Annotated in this window: 14 protein-coding genes and 1 pseudogene; 12 read left to right on the top strand and 3 right to left on the bottom strand. The window is 70.3% G+C overall.

Annotation, left to right across the window (positions count from 1 at the left end; genetic code table 11):
• A pseudogene (locus tag CCN72_RS41685) lies at nt 1-367 on the bottom strand (hypothetical protein); the annotation flags it as partial.
• Between CCN72_RS41685 and CCN72_RS15820 the strand changes: the two are divergent.
• The 4 genes from CCN72_RS15820 to CCN72_RS15805 all read left to right on the top strand — a co-directional run bounded on the left by CCN72_RS15820 (nt 342) and on the right by CCN72_RS15805 (nt 4,264).
• Nucleotides 342-1,343 carry a hypothetical protein gene (locus CCN72_RS15820; RefSeq protein WP_425276151.1) on the top strand — a complete coding sequence of 334 codons (1,002 nt, stop codon included), beginning with the start codon at nt 342-344 and terminating at the stop codon, nt 1,341-1,343. The pseudogene CCN72_RS41685 and the gene CCN72_RS15820 overlap by 26 nt on opposite strands.
• A 105-nt stretch (nt 1,344-1,448) precedes the next feature.
• Nucleotides 1,449-1,898, top strand: a complete 450-nt coding sequence (locus tag CCN72_RS15815; protein ID WP_086808066.1) for a hypothetical protein — start codon at nt 1,449-1,451, stop codon at nt 1,896-1,898.
• Between the two features lie 7 nt (nt 1,899-1,905).
• On the top strand, nt 1,906-3,753 hold the full coding sequence (locus CCN72_RS15810) for an alpha/beta hydrolase (RefSeq protein WP_086808065.1): 1,848 nt from the start codon (nt 1,906-1,908) through the stop codon (nt 3,751-3,753).
• Nucleotides 3,754-3,814: 61 nt separating this feature from the next.
• Nucleotides 3,815-4,264, top strand: a complete 450-nt coding sequence (locus CCN72_RS15805; RefSeq protein WP_086808064.1) for a hypothetical protein — start codon at nt 3,815-3,817, stop codon at nt 4,262-4,264.
• Between the two features lie 18 nt (nt 4,265-4,282).
• On the opposite strand, the gene CCN72_RS15800 is transcribed toward CCN72_RS15805, so the two are convergent.
• Both CCN72_RS15800 and CCN72_RS15795 read right to left on the bottom strand, forming a co-directional pair.
• On the bottom strand, nt 4,283-4,669 hold the full coding sequence (locus tag CCN72_RS15800) for a hypothetical protein (protein WP_233534101.1): 387 nt from the start codon (nt 4,667-4,669) through the stop codon (nt 4,283-4,285).
• A gap of 29 nt (nt 4,670-4,698) precedes the next feature.
• Nucleotides 4,699-5,355, bottom strand: coding sequence for a class I SAM-dependent methyltransferase (locus CCN72_RS15795; RefSeq protein WP_086808063.1), 657 nt, complete (start codon nt 5,353-5,355; stop codon nt 4,699-4,701).
• 233 nt (nt 5,356-5,588) lie between these two features.
• Here CCN72_RS15795 and CCN72_RS15790 point away from each other — a divergent pair, with 233 nt between their 5' ends.
• The 8 genes from CCN72_RS15790 to CCN72_RS15755 form a co-directional block, all read left to right on the top strand.
• Nucleotides 5,589-6,818, top strand: a complete 1,230-nt coding sequence (locus CCN72_RS15790) for an amidohydrolase (RefSeq protein WP_208638013.1) — start codon at nt 5,589-5,591, stop codon at nt 6,816-6,818.
• Nucleotides 6,819-7,102: 284 nt separating this feature from the next.
• Nucleotides 7,103-8,158 carry a BMP family lipoprotein gene (locus CCN72_RS15785; protein ID WP_086808062.1) on the top strand — a complete coding sequence of 352 codons (1,056 nt, stop codon included), beginning with the start codon at nt 7,103-7,105 and terminating at the stop codon, nt 8,156-8,158.
• A gap of 213 nt (nt 8,159-8,371) precedes the next feature.
• Nucleotides 8,372-9,931 (top strand): ABC transporter ATP-binding protein, encoded by a 1,560-nt coding sequence (locus CCN72_RS15780; RefSeq protein WP_086808061.1) that lies wholly within the window; start codon nt 8,372-8,374, stop codon nt 9,929-9,931.
• Nucleotides 9,928-11,055, top strand: coding sequence for an ABC transporter permease (locus CCN72_RS15775; RefSeq protein ID WP_037656079.1), 1,128 nt, complete (start codon nt 9,928-9,930; stop codon nt 11,053-11,055). The genes CCN72_RS15780 and CCN72_RS15775 overlap by 4 nt, the downstream gene beginning before the upstream one ends.
• Nucleotides 11,055-12,347 carry an ABC transporter permease gene (locus CCN72_RS15770; RefSeq protein WP_086808060.1) on the top strand — a complete coding sequence of 431 codons (1,293 nt, stop codon included), beginning with the start codon at nt 11,055-11,057 and terminating at the stop codon, nt 12,345-12,347. The genes CCN72_RS15775 and CCN72_RS15770 overlap by 1 nt, the downstream gene beginning before the upstream one ends.
• A complete protein-coding gene (locus CCN72_RS15765; RefSeq protein WP_086808059.1) occupies nt 12,344-12,748 on the top strand; it encodes a cytidine deaminase in 405 nt (134 codons plus the stop codon). The genes CCN72_RS15770 and CCN72_RS15765 overlap by 4 nt, the downstream gene beginning before the upstream one ends.
• A 75-nt stretch (nt 12,749-12,823) precedes the next feature.
• The gene (locus CCN72_RS15760) at nt 12,824-14,107 is read left to right on the top strand and encodes a thymidine phosphorylase (protein WP_086808058.1); all 1,284 of its coding nucleotides are present in this window, start codon (nt 12,824-12,826) and stop codon (nt 14,105-14,107) included.
• Nucleotides 14,108-14,181: 74 nt separating this feature from the next.
• Nucleotides 14,182-14,765: Uma2 family endonuclease (locus CCN72_RS15755; protein ID WP_107430110.1), on the top strand; the 584-nt coding region annotated here is incomplete at its 3' end.

Here is a 14,765-nt window from a genome sequence, read left to right as displayed (position 1 = left end):
CGACCGGCCTGCCCGGCTCCGGCCTGTCCGCCTCCGGTCTGCCGGACTCGGGTGTCTCAGGCACGGGCCTGCCCGGCTCGGGGGCGTCTGTCTCCGGTCCGTCCGGCTCGGGCTCGCCTGTCTCCGGGCCGTCCGGCTTCGGACTGTCCGGCTCGGGTCTGTCGGGGTCCGGTCCTTCCGGCTCCGGTCCGTCGGACGGTGACGCCGACCCGGCGGCGGCGTCACCGTCTGCGTCGTCGATGTCGTCTACGTCCTCTACGTCGTCTACGTCGGCGTCGGGCGCGCCCCCTGTACCGGCCTCCGTACCGGCCTCCGGGCCGCTCTCCTCCGTTCCCGCGCAGGTGCGGCGGACGGTGGCCGGCGCCACGGCCGCACCGGCCGACGCGGAGCTGACGGTCGTCGTACTCGCCCCGACCGACCCCATGACCCGGGGCCAGCTGCGTCGCATGGCCGACCTGGCCCGGGACGAGGGCTACCGGGTGCGCTGGGAAGAGGCCCGCGGCGGCCCGACCGCGCCCTTCGCCACCATCGGCGGCCTCAGCGGCCTGCTCCGCCGCGCCGACCGCGTGGTCATGGGCGACCCCTTCTCCCGCTACGTCCAGCTGCTGCTGACCATCACCCGGGCGCGCGACCTGGTGGTGGTGGACGACGGCACCGCGACGATGGAGTTCGTCGCCCAACTCGCCCGGGGCGAACGCCTGGTGCGCTGGCACCGCAAGGGCGGCCGCCCCGGCCCCCGCGATCTGCTCTTCGCGCCGGTGTCCTCCTCGGCCCGCCGCCGGCTGACGCCCAGCGCGCGCCGCCGGGTGGAGGTCTTCTCCTCGATGCCGGTGCACGAGACTCCCGACGGGGTCACGGTCACGGCCAACGACTTCTCCTGGACGAGGGCCCGCTTCGGGCCGCCGCGCATCACCAAGGGCGCCGACATGGTGGGCACGTCCCTGGTGGAGACGGGTGTGGTCGACGGCGACTCCTACCTGGAGGCCGTCCGCACCCTGGCCAAGGCCCACGGCACCACCCGTTACTTCGCCCACCGCCGCGAGAGCACGGAGAAACTGCACCGGCTGGCCAAGGAGACCGGTTTGGAGATCGTCCGTCCCGACCTCCCGCTGGAACTGATCGCCCGCCGCGGCCCCATCGGCCGTACGATCCTCAGCTTCCCCTCCACCGTCGTCCACACCCTCCCGCTGGCCCTGGCCGGCACCGGCGTCCGCGTCGCGGTCTGCGACATCGACCCCGCCTGGCTGACGGAGAACGCCTCCCCCCGCGCCCAGGGCTTCCTGTCGGGCGTGACGGGAACGGCCCGGGACGTCCACCGGCTGACCTCGGTGAGCCTGGCGTAGCCCCTCAAGGTAAGAGTTTGATTTGATTTCTTACCTGTTTCCCGGGAAGCATGGCGGGGCCGGCGCGCCCTGCCGGCGCACGGGGAAACGGGGAGGGTCACAGGCGTGTCCTGGGACGAGTGGGAGCAGTTGAAGGCGGATGCCGCGAGCCGCGGCGGCACCGGTATGCGGTTGAACCAGACGCTGCCCGCCGGAACCGGCGGAGACACGGCCGACGGCCTGAAGTCGGACAAGAAGGTCTGGACGAAGGTCGGCGAGGACACCAAGGGGTTGCAGGACGGCCTGGGCAAGGCGCTCGGAAGGCTGGCGGACGGGCAGTCCGGGCTGGGTGACCCGGCCGGTTGCCGGTCCGCCGCGGCGCAGAAGGAGTTGTACGACTCCTGGAAGAAGTACGTCGGCGATGTCAACGGCCGTTGCGGAGACCTCGGTGGGCTGCTGGAGCGCGCGGGCCGCGACCTGGCGATGACCGACGGCGAGGTGAAGGCCGCGCTGGACAAGATCAAGGCCAAGTACGTCGACACCGAGGCCGTCGGCGGCCAGGCGCAGGACCGGTGACGCGGCCGTGGACCTGGCGACCCTGAAGGCCCTCGAACCGGCCGAGTACGAGGAGGCCGCGGACGGCTTCCAGGCCGCGAGCGATGCGGCGAGCGCGGCCAAGGACGCGGTCGAGAGCGGCGTTCGCGCGAGCATCCGCAACCAGCTGGAAGGCAAGGCTGTGGACGCCGCGCTGCGCGAACTGAAGGAACTGGGCAGGAACTTCCACTATGTCCAGACCGAGTGCGCGCTGGCCGGCACCGCGCTGAACGCCTTCGCCCTCGACATGGCCGCGGCCAAGCGCAAGCTGACGGCGGCCTTGGCGGACGCCGACGCGGCGGGGTGCACGGTGGGAGCGGACGGCTCGGTCACCTTCCCGGCGGGCGGGAAGGAGGTCGACGGCAAGGTGCCCGAGGGCGGCAGCGTGGCCGTCGGCACCGGCATCAAGGACCCGACGGCCTCCGCACTGGAACGCCAGGCCGTCAACCTTCATCCCAACCCCAACTTCGGCAAGGCCGTCGAGCTCGCCGACCGCATCGGCGACGCCCTGAAGGAAGCCACGGACGCGGACGCCAAGTGGGCCCCGAAACTGCGGGCGTTGAAGGCGGACGACGATCTGGTGGTGACGGACCGGGACTGGACCGACGTCGGTGACGACACCAGGGAGGTCGCGAAAGGCGCCGACGCCTACGTCCGTTCGCTTCCGAAGCCGCCCAGGAGCGGCGATCCCGCGGAGGTCGCCGAGTGGTGGTCGGGCCTGTCGGACGAGCAGAGGTCGGCCTACCTCTCCCTGCGTCCCGAGTCCATCGGCGCCATGGACGGGCTCCCCGCGAGCGTGCGGGACGAGGCCAACCGTGTCGTACTGGCCGAGAGCAGGGGCGCCTACCAGGACAAGCTCGACGCCTGGACGAAGAAGGAGCCCGAGCACTACCGCCCCTACATCAGCCCGATCACCGGGCTGGAGGTGAAGGGCGCGTTCGTGGAGACCGAGGAGTGGAAGGAGTGGGACAAGAGGCGGCAGGACCTCCAAGGCCGTATCCATGGAATGGACTTGATCCAGGACCGCTTCGACCGGACGGGCACCGACGGTCTGCCCGAGGCCTACCTGATCGGCTTCTCTCCCGAGGGCAAGGGTCATGACGGCAAGGTCATCCTCGCCAACGGGAACCCCGACACCGCCGACCACACCGGCATCTACGTCCCCGGTACCGGGACCCTCCTGAAGGACATCGGTGGCGACCTCGGCCGCGGCGAGACCCTGTGGCACGAGTCCGACCGCTACGCGCAGGGGCAGAAGGTCGCCACCATCACCTGGTTCGATTACGACGCCCCGCTGCAGGCGAAGCCTTTCGAGAAGGGCGGCGGTCTGTTTCCGGAGGCGATGTTCGACAGATACGCGGAGAAAGGCGGGCCGGGCCTGTCCCACTATCTCGACGGCAACCTCGAAGCCCGCCGGAGCGTGTCCGGGAACGGCGACCTGGGACACATCACCCTGACGGGGCACAGCTACGGCACCACGCTGATCGGTGACGCGGCGAAGTCCCGGATCTGGCCCGAGGGCGCGCTGCCGGTGGACGACGTCATCGCGGTGGGCAGCCCCGGCATGCAGGCGAAGCACGCCGCCGACCTCGGCATTCCCCAGGGACACATGTGGGCCGAGAAGGGCGGCGGCAACGACGCGGGGGTGCGGATCGGCGGCAAGTACCTCGCCGGCCTCGGGGACGACTGGACGATTCCCACGGACCCCGAGTTCGGCGCCAGCATCATGGAATCGGACGCCGAGGACCACGGCGCCTTCTGGGACGAGGGCTCGACGAGCCTGCGCAATCAGGCCCTCGTGATCGCGGGCCAGTACGACAAGGTGACCCTTGAATAGGACAAGCGCGACCGCAGCGAGCGCGGCTCTGGCCGCCATGATCTTGGGAGGCTGCTCTCAGGTGGACCACGAGAAGGACGAGAAGAAGGCCGACGTCCGCGATGAGCGGGCCGTCAAGCAGGGCGTGGAGCGGGCCTCCAGCGAGATCCTCGACATCCTGGCGGTGAAGGGCAGGATCACCCGGTCGGGTGCGGTGTCCACCCCGTGCACGGCGTACCCGGAGGGGGACGAGGTGCACCGTCTGCGCCATCCCTGGAGCGTCTACGACGTGCCGGGCGCCGATCTCGAACAGGCCATGGACCGTGTGCGCGCACAGCTGCCGGCCAGGGGCTGGAAGATCGTCAAGGACGGCCCCGACAAGAGCCGCGCGAAGCTCCCGCAGATCGTCGCCAACTCCGCCGACGGCCACCTCTCCGCGGACCTGCGCCTCTGGCTGGAGCCCGCCGACAGCAAGCGCTCCTCCATGATCGAGGTCACGGTGGTCTCCGACTGCTTCCGCAGCCGGCCTTGAGCCCCGCGGCGGGCGGTTCTACGGCGGTTCCTCGTCCGCCTGGTCCGCCCTGTCCTCTTCGTCGGCCTCCGCCTCCGCCGCCGCCATGATCGCCGTCTCGTAGCTGTCGAGGACCTGCTCCACGGTGCGGTTCGTGTGCTGTGCCAGGTCGACGACGGCAGAGACCGCCCAGTTGGCCAGGGACAGGGCGAAGGCCATCAGCTCGTCCTCGCCGCGGCCCTCCTTGACCGCCATCAGGTAGGTCAGGTTCAGATACGGCACGAGGTCGGGTTGCGAGGCGTGGGCCGCGTTGCCGCGGAGCATGCCGATCGTGGTCCGGGTGGCCTCGGAGCGCAGCGGCAACAGGCGGTCCCGTTCCGCGTGCACCTCCATGAGCCACTGCCGGCGTTCGTCCTTGTCGTCCACGCCGTACCCCTACCCACCGCCTCGCCGTCTTACGGCCTCCTGGCCAGGATGAACGTCCTCGCCCTGCTCTCCTCGCCCATCGGCTCACGGCGCACGGTCGCGGTCAGGACCAGCCCCGCCTCCACCAGCAGGGCGATGACCTGGTCGGCGGTGCGCCAGTAGTAGTCGAGGGCGATCTTTTGGGCGAAGCGTTCCGAGAGATGGAGATGGGGGACCGGCTCGCCGGAGTGGCGGGTCTGGAAGGCGAGGAGGGCCGGGGAGCCGGGGCGCAGGGTGCGGTGGAACTCGGCGAAGACCCGGGGAAGGTGGGCGTCCGGGACGTGGATCGTGGAGTAGAGGGCCAGGATGCCGCCGAGGGACGCGGAAGGGATGTCCAGGGACGTCATCGAGCCCGTGTGGAAGCGCAGTTGGGGGTGGGCCTCGCGGGCCAGCGCCACCATCTCGGGCGAGAGGTCGATCCCGAACGCCGGCACCCCCAGCTCGTGCAGCAGCGCGGTGACACCACCGGGCCCGCTCCCCAGGTCGGCCACCGGCGCACCGCCCCGCGCCAGCTCCGCGAAGGCCGTGACCAGGCTCCGGTCCAGCGGATGCAGCAGGCTGGAGGGGTACCGCGCCGCGTAGTCCTCGGCGATCGCGTCGTACGAGCCGCGCGTCGCTCCGACGAAGTCCTCGCTCGTCTCGGTCACGCGTCACGACCCTACTGGCTGTGGGCCGAGTGGAGGTCCGGTTCGTGGACATGGCGAGCGTGAGTCGGGCAAGGCGTGGTATGCGTGGAAGAAGAAAAAAGTGGTTTTACCCATCACAGTCCACAGTCATGCGTCCAGCGGTCAGATTTTCTTCCCCTAACGGGCTGAACTTTTGTTGATCCAGGGGCAGTTGGCCACCCGGGCGTCCTACCCTTCAGAGGGTGAAGCAATTGATGTCCCTAGAGTCCGAGTCCGGCCTCGCGGGGGATGCGCTCCCCGGCGTGCTGAGCGAGTCCCTGCACGCCGAACTCGTCGCCTTCCGCCGCGACTTGCACATGCACCCCGAGCTGGGCAACCAGGAGTTCCGTACGACCGCCGCGATCAAGGAGCGGCTGGAGAAGGCCGGGCTGCACCCCCGTGTCCTCGCCACCGGAACCGGGCTCGTGTGCGACATCGGTGTGAAAGAGGGCGAGCGCCCCGATGTGCCGGTGCTGGCGCTGCGGGCCGATATCGACGCGCTGCCCATCCCGGACACCAAGGCCGACTGCCCGTACCGCTCCACCGTGCCCGACCGCGCGCACGCCTGCGGCCACGACATGCACACCACCATCGTGCTCGGCACCGGCCTCGTCCTCGCCGACCTGCATGAGAAGGGGCTGCTCACCCGCCCCGTACGGCTGATCTTCCAGCCCGCCGAGGAGGTGCTGCCCGGCGGTGCCCTCGGCGCCATCGAGGACGGCGTACTCAACGGCGTCGGGCGGATCCTCGCCGTGCACTGCGACCCCCGCGTCGACGCCGGCCGCGTCGGGCTGCGGCACGGGCCCATCACCAGCGCCTGCGACCGCCTGGAGGTCCTGCTGGACGGCCCCGGCGGCCACACCGCCCGCCCCCATCTGACCACCGACCTGGTCACCGCCGCCGCCCGCGTCGCCATCGACGTCCCCGCGCTGATCGCCCGCCGCGTCGACACCCGCGTCGGCCTCGCCCTCACCTGGGGCCGTATCGAGTCGGGCCACGCCCCGAACGTCGTACCGCAGCACGCCGAGCTCTCCGGCACCGTGCGCTGCCTGGACCTGGAGGCCTGGCGGCAGGCGCCCGACATCGTGCACGCGGCCATCGACGAGGTCGCCACCATGCACCGGGCCAAGTCGGAGATCAACTACGTACGAGGGGTGCCGCCCGTCGTCAACGACAAGGGCTCCGCCGAACTGCTGCGCCGCGCGATGGCCGCCCGCCGGGGCCGGGACTCCGTGGAGAGCACCGAGCAGAGCCTCGGCGGCGAGGACTTCTCCTGGTACCTGGAGCATGTGCCCGGCGCCATGGCCCGCCTCGGCGTCCGCCGCCCCGGCGAGCGCACGGTCCGCGACCTGCACCAGGGCGACTTCGACGCCGACGAGCACGCCATCACGGTCGGCGTGGAGATGTTCACCGCGGCCGCGTTCCTGGACGACAGCGACGACTGACCCGTGGGCGGTGGGTGCCCCGTGGAGACGGGCGCCCCCGCCGCCCCTAAGGGATCACCCGCTCCGGCGCAACACACTCGCAAGCCAATCGTGCACTGTGCGCAACAGCCGTGTGAGAGGACTCGGAGAACGAGTTCAGATGCTGTTTGCCTCGAATCGATAACGGCTTCGAGAGAGGGTTTTTTGCGACATCTACGCGCGTTACGATGCCGCGAAGCCGACGCCGCCGGGGTGTTCGGCTCAAGCGCCGACATGGCGCTCAGGTCAGGTGAAGGAGCCTTCCCGTGCGCCGGGTAGCCAAGCTTTCCGCTGCGTGTCTCGCCACCGCAGCCCTCGCCCTTTCCGCCACCGCGTGTGGCAAGACGTCCTCCGACGACGCCAGCTCTTCCTCCTCGGGCGGCGCGAAGGGCGGCATCAAGATCGGTCTCGCCTACGACGTCGGCGGCCGTGGTGACCGGTCCTTCAACGACTCCGCCGCGCGCGGTGCCGACAAGGCCGAGAAGCAGTTCGGCGGTTCCATCAAGGAGCTGACCGCGAAGACCTCGGACACCGAGCCCGACCGCGAGCAGCGCCTCCAGGACCTCGCGGACGCCGGTTACAACCCGATCGTCGCCGTGGGTTACGCCTACGCCCCGTCGGTGCAGAAGATCGCCGCGAAGTACCCGAAGACCAGCTTCGGCATCGTCGACTCGGTCGTGGACGGCAAGAACGTCGACAGCATCACCTTCACCGAGGAGCAGAGCTCCTACCTGGCCGGTGTCGCCGCCGCGCTGAAGACCAAGAAGAACCACATCGGCTTCATCGGCGGTGTCGACAACCCGCTGATCAAGAAGTTCCAGGCCGGTTACGTGCAGGGCGTGCACGACACCAACCCCAAGGTGAAGGTCGACGTCCAGTACCTGAGCCACGGCCAGGACACCTCCGGCTTCTCCAGCCCGGACAAGGGCCAGCAGGCCGCGCAGGGCATGCTCGACAACGGCGCGGACGTCATCTACACGGCGGCCGGCTCCTCCGGCACCGGCGCCATCGAGGCCGTGAACGGCGTCAAGGGCGCCTGGGCGATCGGCGTGGACTCCGACCAGTACAACATCCCGGGCATGGAGAAGTACAAGAGCTCCATCCTGACCTCCGCGGTCAAGAACGTCGACGTCGGTGTCTTCGACTTCATCCAGTCCGTCAAGAACGGCAAGCCGCTCGCCGGCAACAACGTGTACTCCCTCGCCAAGGGCGGTGTCTCCCTGGCCACCAGCGGTGGCTACCTGAAGGACATCCAGCCCAAGCTGGACGCCGCGAAGCAGAAGATCGTCGACGGCAAGATCAAGGTCAAGACCACCCCTTGATCCCACCTGAGTGCCAGGCATCCGTCCTGAGCAGCAGGTAAGGGTCCGGCCCCGACCGGACCCCGGCTCGGCGCGGGGAGCCGTTCGCGCTCCCTTCGCCGGGCCATAACAATGTGTCAACTCTACGCGTGTAGCTAAGAGTTGCCGCGCTAGCGTCGCCGACGCCTGCCCTCCCTCCCCTTACGCAGCCCCTTTCCCCGAGGAGAGTGCGCCATCAACGCGTCCAGCCCTCCCGCTGCCGTCGAACTGCGCGGCATCACCAAGCGTTTCCCCGGCGTCGTCGCCAACCGCGACATCGACATCACCGTCGCCAAGGGCACCGTCCATGCCCTGTGCGGTGAGAACGGCGCCGGCAAGTCCACCCTGATGAAGATCCTCTACGGCATGCAGCAGCCGGACGAGGGCACCATCACCATCGACGGCGAGCGGGCCGTCCTGAACAACCCCGGCGACGCCATCGCCCTCGGCATCGGCATGGTGCACCAGCACTTCATGCTCGCCGACAACCTCACCGTCCTGGAGAACGTCGTCCTCGGCGCGGAGAAGCTCCACGGCATCGGCGGCAAGGCCCGCGCGAAGATCAAGGAGATCTCCGACGCGTACGGCCTGAACGTACGCCCCGACGTCCTCGTGGAGGAGCTGGGCGTCGCCGACCGCCAGCGCGTGGAGATCCTCAAGGTCCTCTACCGCGGCGCCCGCACCCTCATCCTCGACGAGCCCACCGCCGTCCTCGTACCGCAGGAGGTCGACGCGCTCTTCGACAACCTGCGCGAGCTGAAGGCCGAGGGCCTCACGGTCATCTTCATCTCCCACAAGCTGGGCGAGGTGCTGTCCGTCGCCGACGAGATCACCGTCATCCGGCGCGGTACGACGGTCGGCACCGCCGAGCCGGCCTCCACCACCCCCCGCCAGCTCGCGGAGATGATGGTCGGCAGCGAGCTGCCCACCCCGGAGACCGAGGAGTCCACGGTCACCGACGTCCCGATGCTCACCATCGAGGGCCTGCACCTGGGCCAGACCGACCTCGACGGCATCGAGCGCGTCATCCTCGACAAGGTCTCGCTGACCATCCACAAGGGCGAGGTCCTCGGCATCGCCGGTGTGGAGGGCAACGGCCAGTCCGAGCTGGTCGAGGCCATCATGGGCATGCGCCACCCGGACGCCGGGACCATCACCCTCGACGGCGCCGACATCTCACAGCGCGCCACCCGGCAGCGCCGCGAGGCCGGCATCGGCTACATCCCCGAGGACCGGCACCGCCACGGCCTGCTGCTGGAAGCCCCGCTGTGGGAGAACCGCATCCTCGGCCACGTCACCGAGAAGCCCAACTCCCGCGGCTTCCTGCTCGACAACAAGGCCGCCCGCGCCGACACCGAGCGGATCGTGGCCTCGTACGACGTCCGCACCCCCGGCATCGACGTCACCGCGGCCTCGCTGTCCGGCGGCAACCAGCAGAAGCTGATCGTCGGCCGCGAGATGAGCCACGCCCCCAAGCTCCTCATCGCCGCCCACCCCACGCGCGGTGTGGACGTCGGCGCGCAGGCGGCCATCTGGGACCACATCCGCGAGGCCCGCCGCGAGGGCCTGGCCGTGCTGCTGATCTCCGCCGACCTGGACGAGCTGATCGGCCTGTCCGACACCCTGCGGGTGATGTACCGCGGCCGCCTGGTCGCCGACGCCGACCCCGCCACCATCACCCCCGAGGAGCTGGGCTCCGCCATGACGGGTGCGGCCACCGGCCACCTGGAGCACGCAGAGGACGACGCCCGATGAAGAAGCTGACCTCACGGATCGACAAGGAGCGGCTGCTCCTCGGCATCGCGGCCCCGCTGCTCGCGATCGTCGCCGCGCTCGTCATCACCGCCCTGGTGATCCTCGCGACCGGCAAGAACCCCGGCCCCGCCTTCAGCGACATGATGACCTACGGCTTCGCCAGCGACAGCCAGGTCTACATCCTCAACAAGGCGACCACGTACTACCTCGCGGGCGTCTCGGTGGCCATCGGCTTCCGGATGAACCTGTTCAACATCGGTGTCGACGGCCAGTACCGGCTCGCCGCGTTCTTCGCCGCCGTCCTCGGCGGGGCGCTGACCCTGCCGGGCTGGCTCTCCATGCTGCTGATCCTGATCTGCGCCATGGCGACCGGCGCCGTGTGGGCGGCCATCGCCGGTGTCCTCAAGGTGACCCGGGGCGTCAGCGAGGTCATCTCGACGATCATGCTGAACTCGATCGCCACCGCGATCATCGGCTACCTGCTCCAGCCCGGCAAGCTCGCCCATCTCTACCAGGGCGGCACCGTCGTCGCGACCAAGCCGCTCCCGTCGGCCTCGCACTTCTTCCTGATCAACGCCGGTCCGGCCGGTGAGCTGGACGGCTTCATCGTGATCGCCGCGATCGTCGGCATCGCCTACTGGTTCGTCCTCGGCCGCACCCGCTTCGGCTACGACCTGCGCACCGTCGGCCAGTCCGAGAGCGCGGCCACCGCGAGCGGTGTGTCGGTGAAGAAGATGGTCGTCACCAGCATGATCATCTCGGGTGCGGCGGCCGGTCTGATCGGCATGCCGACCCTGCTCAACGAGAGCTACCAGTTCAGCAGCGACTTCCCGACCGGCATCGCCTTCACCGGCATCGCCATCGCGCTGCTCGGCCGCAACAACCCGATCGGCATCGCGCTCGGCGCCCTGCTGTGGGGCTTCCTGGAGCGCACCACCAACCACCTGGAGTTCCAGGGCTACGACAAGGAGATCCTCGGCGTGATCCAGGGCGTCATCGTCCTGTGCGTCGTGATCGCCTACGAGGTCGTACGCCGCTACGGCCTCAAGCGCCAGCAGCAGAAGGTCGGCGCCGAACTCGCCGCCCAGGCCGCCGCCCCGACGAAGAAGCTGGAGGTGGCGTGATGACTGCCACGATGACCGACACGCCGCCGCCGGCGGCGCCCAAGGCCGCGGGTGCCGCGGCGCCCAGGAGTTCGAGCCGCTCCCTCGGCCAGATCCTGCTCCTGGTCGCGGGCGGCCTGCTGCTCCTGGCCGCGGTCCGGGTGATCACCGGCTCGCAGGACCTGGACTCCGCGGGCCAGGTCAGCGCCGCCCTCGGGCTCGCCGTACCGATCGGCCTGGCCGGTCTGGCCGGTCTGTGGTCGGAGCGGGCCGGCGTGGTCAACATCGGCCTCGAAGGCATGATGATCCTCGGCACCTTCGGCGCCGGCTGGGCCGGCTGGCAGTCCAGCCCCTGGCTCGGCCTGCTGTGCGGCATCGGCTTCGGTGTCCTCGGCGGTCTGGTGCACGCGGTCGCCACCATCACCTTCGGCGTCGACCACATCGTCTCCGGTGTCGCGCTCAACCTGCTCGCGCTCGGTGCCACCCAGTACCTCGCCAAGCTGAGCTTCACCGGCGGTGCCGCGTCCAACGCGGGCGGCAACCCCAAGCAGTCCCCGCCCGTGGACGCCCTGCCGGACATCACGATCCCCGGTCTGTCCGACGGCCTCCAGTCGATCGAGAAGCACCACTGGTTCCTGGTCTCCGACCTCGCCGGCGTCATCGGCGGCCTGGTCACCCACCTGTCCGTGGTGACCATCCTGGCCGCGGTGCTGTTCGTGGGCAGCTGGTGGCTGCTGTGGCGCACCCCCTTCGGGCTGCGGCTGCGCTCCTGCGGTGAGAACCCGATCGCGGCGGAGTCGCTCGGCGTCAACGTCTACAACTACAAGTACGCGGCCGTGGCCGTCTCCGGCGGTCTCGCCGGCCTCGGTGGCGCCTTCCTCGCGCTGGTCACCTCGCACACCTATCTGGAGGGCCAGACCGGCGGCCGCGGCTACATCGGTCTCGCCGCGATGATCTTCGGCAACTGGCGGCCGGGCGGCCTCGCCATGGGCGCGGGCCTGTTCGGTTACTCCGACGCCCTCCAGCTGCGCAACGGCGGTACGACCGTGCACGCGCTGCTGCTCCTGCTGGTCGTCCTGCTCGTCGCCCTGGCAGCCTGGAAGGTGTACCGCAAGGCCGCGTGGCACGGCGCGATCAGCCTGATCGTGGCGGCGGCCGTCCTGGTCTGGTACCTGTTCACCGACGAGGTGCCGAGCGACTTCGTGGGCGCCACGCCGTACGTCGTCACGCTGCTGGTGCTGTCGCTGTCCGCGCAGCGCCTGCGGATGCCGAAGGCGGACGGCATGCGGTACCGGAAGGGCCAGGGCAAGTGACGGAGAACGCGGCCGGATTCGACTGGGAGGCGCTGCGCGCCGAGGCCCGGGAGGCGATGGCCCACGCCTACGCCCCCTACTCCGGCTACCCGGTCGGCGTGGCGGCGCTGGTCGACGACGGCCGCACCGTCACCGGCTGCAATGTCGAGAACGCCTCGTACGGCCTCGGCCTGTGCGCCGAGTGCGGCCTGGTGTCGCAGCTCCAGCGCACGGGTGGCGGCCGTCTGACGCACTTCACCTGTGTGGACGGCGCGGGCTCGCTGCTCGTGCCGTGCGGGCGCTGCCGTCAGCTGCTCTACGAGTTCGGCGGTCCGGACCTGCTCCTGGACACCCCCGCGGGCGTCCTGCCGCTGTCCGAGATGCTGCCCCAGGCCTTCGGCCCGGACCATCTCACCAAGTAATTCCGTACGGCCCTCCTGGCGCATCCGCACAGGGGGGCCGTACCCCTTGCACCTCCCGGAAGGAAGCCATCAGCCATGGCCATGGACGCCATCTCCGTGATCCGCACCAAGCGGGACCGCGGCGAGCTGACCGACGCGCAGATCGACTGGGTCATCGACGCGTACACGCGCGGCGAGGTCGCCGACGAGCAGATGTCCGCGCTCGCCATGGCGATCCTGCTCAACGGCATGAACCGGCGGGAGATCGCCCGCTGGACGGCGGCCATGATCGCCTCCGGCGAGCGCATGGACTTCTCCACGCTGGCCCGCCCGACCGCCGACAAGCACTCCACCGGCGGCGTCGGCGACAAGATCACTCTGCCGCTGGCCCCGCTGGTCGCGGCCTGCGGCGCGGCCGTGCCGCAGCTGTCCGGCCGGGGTCTCGGCCACACCGGCGGCACCCTGGACAAGCTGGAGTCCATCCCCGGCTGGCGCGCGCTGCTCTCCAACGAGGAGATGCTGAGCGTGCTCGACGGCGTCGGCGCGGTGATCTGCGCGGCGGGCGACGGCCTCGCCCCCGCGGACAAGAAGCTGTACGCCCTGCGTGACGTCACCGCGACGGTCGAGGCGATCCCGCTGATCGCCTCCTCCATCATGTCCAAGAAGATCGCCGAGGGCACGGGCTCGCTGGTGCTGGACGTCAAGGTCGGCACCGGCGCGTTCATGAAGAACCTGGCGGACGCCCGCGAGCTGGCCTCCACCATGGTGGGCCTGGGCACCGACCACGGTGTCCGCACGGTCGCCCTTCTCACCGACATGTCCACCCCGCTCGGCCTCACCGCGGGCAACGCGCTGGAGGTCCGCGAGTCGGTGGAGGTCCTCGCGGGCGGCGGCCCCGCGGACGTCGTCGAGCTGACCCTCGCCCTGGCGCGGGAGATGCTGGACGCGGCGGGCCTGAAGGACGCCGACCCGGCGAAGGCGCTGGCCGACGGCTCGGCGATGGACGCCTGGCGCCGGATGATCGCGGCCCAGGGCGGCGACCCGGACGCCGCGCTGCCCACCTCCCGCGAGCAGCACGTGATCACCGCTCCGTCCTCGGGCGTCCTGACCCGTCTGGACGCCTACGACATCGGCATCGGCGCCTGGCGCCTCGGCGCGGGCCGCGCCCGCAAGGAGGACCCGGTGCAGGCCGCCGCCGGCATCGAACTCCACGCCAAGCCGGGCGACACCGTCACCGCGGGCCAGCCCCTGCTGACCCTCCACACGGACACCCCCGAGCGCTTCGACTACGCCCTGGAGGCCGTGTCGGACTCCTACGACATCGCCGCCCCGGGCACCGAGTTCTCGGCGACGCCGGTGGTGCTGGAACGTATCGCCTGACCTGCGGTTCCCTCGTCTGGGTGAACGGGACCGGCGAAACTCCGCCGGTCCCGTTCGGCGTGTGTGATGGGCCCATGGACGAGTTCGAGGGCGACTACACGCTGACGGCGAGCGCGTGGGACGAACTGCTCTGGGTCTGGAAGCGGACCGACGCTCCCAAGGGCTGCAAAGTGGAGATCCTCCAGGGACTCGTCACCGTGGCCCCCTACTCCGCGGTCGCCCATCCACTCGTGCAGGCGCCGCTACAGAGGCGCCTGCACGAGGTGATCCCGGCGTCCTGGGGCATCTACCAGCGGCTGGCCCTGGCGTGTCCCGCCCGCTCGGAGCTGTATGTGCCGGATCTCGCGGTGGTGCCGGAGCGGGGCATGAAAGGCGAGGACGAGTACTACGTTCCCGCCGGCGCGGCCGAACTGGTCGTGGAGGTCACCTCCGCCGCCACCGCTCACCACGACCGGAGCACCAAGGCGGCGGGCTATGCCGCGGCCGGTGTTCCGTTGTATCTCCTCGTCGACCAGCTGGCGCCCGACGGACCGGCGGTCACGCTGTACGGCACTCCGCTCGGCGGCGCCTACCGTGTCCTCGCCTCGGTGGGGTTCGGGTCGCCCCTGGAGCTGCCCCCTCCCTTTCGGCTCGCCGTGTCCGTCGGGCGCCAGCTGGT

Origin of the sequence: Streptomyces murinus, assembly GCF_002154555.1 — a bacterium.
Lineage (GTDB): Bacteria > Actinomycetota > Actinomycetes > Streptomycetales > Streptomycetaceae > Streptomyces > Streptomyces murinus.
This window is presented reverse-complemented; position numbering and strand designations above follow the sequence as displayed.